At 63.9% G+C, this 1,692-nt stretch carries 2 protein-coding genes; one reads left to right on the top strand and one right to left on the bottom strand.

What is annotated here, in order from left to right; genetic code table 11:
* On the top strand, positions 1–815 hold an 815-nt coding region (locus JHD07_RS10705; protein WP_291621760.1), incomplete at its 5' end, for an AMP-binding protein.
* 17 nt (positions 816–832) lie between these two features.
* Here the strand turns inward: JHD07_RS10705 and JHD07_RS10700 are convergent.
* On the bottom strand, positions 833–1,630 hold the full coding sequence (locus JHD07_RS10700; protein ID WP_291621758.1) for an MBL fold metallo-hydrolase: 798 nt from the start codon (positions 1,628–1,630) through the stop codon (positions 833–835).
* Positions 1,631–1,692 lie beyond the last annotated feature (62 nt).

Below are 1,692 nucleotides of genomic sequence, written 5' to 3'. Positions count from 1 at the left end.
GCGGCGCGCCGATCGTCTACAACACGCTGATCAACGCGCCGGATGCTCCCAAGGGAACTGCCGCCCGCCGCGTCGTCGGCCTGATCGCAGGCGCGGCGCCGCCGGTCGCGGTGCTGGAAGGCGCGGAAAGCATCGGTATCAAGCTGACGCATGTCTACGGCCTGACCGAGGTCTACGGCCCCGCCTCTGTCTGCGCCGAGCAGCCCGGCTGGGACGAACTTCCGCCCGCCGAACGCGCACGCATGAAGCGGCGGCAGGGCGTGCCCTACCCGCTCCAGGAAAGCGTCACCGTCATCAACCCTCAGACGATGCGGCAAGTGCCGCGCGATGGCGAAACCATCGGCGAGGTCATGTTCCGTGGCAACATCGTGATGAAGGGCTATCTCAGGAACGAGAAGGCGACCAGCGAGGCCTTCGAAGGCGGCTGGTTTCACACCGGCGATCTCGGCGTGCTCGACGAGCACGGCTACGTCATCATCAAGGACCGTTCGAAGGACATCATCATCTCCGGCGGCGAGAACATCTCCTCAGTCGAGGTCGAGGACATCCTCTACAAGCACCCGGCCGTGCTGTTCGCCGCCGTGGTCGCAAAGCCCGATCCGAAATGGGGTGAAGTACCTTGCGCCTTCGTCGAGCTGAAGGACGGCGCCAGCGCCAGCGAGGCCGACATCATCGCGTTCTGCCGATCGCACATGAGCGGCTTCAAGACGCCGAAGGCGGTCGTGTTCGGGCCCATTCCGAAGACGTCGACGGGCAAGATCCAGAAATTCCTGCTGCGCAACGAAGTCGGCTCGGCGAAAGCGATCTCGGCCTGAACAGCGTCCGAAGAGGTCTAGGCCGTCTCCAGCCGCAACCCGTCATAGGCCGGCACCACGCCGGCGGGCAGCGACTGCCGGATAACCTCGTAATCGACGTCGGCGGTCATGTTGGTGATCACCGCGCGCTTCGGCTTGAACCGCTCGATCCAGGACAGCGCGTCGTTGATGCTGAAATGGCTGACATGGCTGGTGTAGCGCAGGCCGTCGACGATCCAGAGATCCAGATTTTCCAGGGCGCCCCAGCTCTCGCGCGGGATGTCGTTGAGATCAGGGGTGTAGGCGGCGTCCCCGATGCGATAGCCGAGCGCTGGAATGTTGCCATGCTGCACCAGGAAGGCGGTCATCGTCACCGCGCCGCCCTTGCCCAGGACGGTCTGGCTTTCGCCCGCCTCGATCGAGTGCCGAGTCAGTATCGGCGGGTAGTCGCTGCCCTCAGGCGAGATGAAGCAATAGGAGAACCGCGACAGAATGTCCTTGGCGGTCGACTGATTGAAATAGGTCGGGATGCGCCGGCGCATGTGCATCACGACCGAACGCAGATCGTCCATGCCGTGAGTCTGATCGGCGTGCTCGTGGGTCAGGAACACGGCGTCGATGTGGTCGACGTTGGTGGAAAGCAATTGCTCGCGCAGATCCGGCGAAGTGTCGATCACGATCCGCGTGGTGCCGTGCTCGGAGGTCCGTTCGACCAGCAGTGAGCAACGCCGCCGGCGGTTCTTGGGATTGTTGGGATCGCAGGCACCCCAGCCGAGCGCCGGGCGGGGCACGCCGGCGGAGGAGCCGCAGCCCAGGATCGTCAAGGTCAGCGTCATGCGGCATCCAGTTTCAAGCGTTCACCTTCCAGCGTGCTTATGTATACATGCCCATTTCTTTC

It is taken from the genome of Bradyrhizobium sp. (assembly GCF_016462955.1).
Lineage (GTDB): Bacteria > Pseudomonadota > Alphaproteobacteria > Rhizobiales > Xanthobacteraceae > Bradyrhizobium.
This window is presented reverse-complemented; position numbering and strand designations above follow the sequence as displayed.

What these genes read in the sequence shown, in the direction of transcription:
- JHD07_RS10700 (WP_291621758.1), bottom strand. Translation starts at nt 1,630, where the DNA reads ATGACGCTGACCTTGACGATCCTGGGCTGCGGCTCCTCCGCCGGCGTG.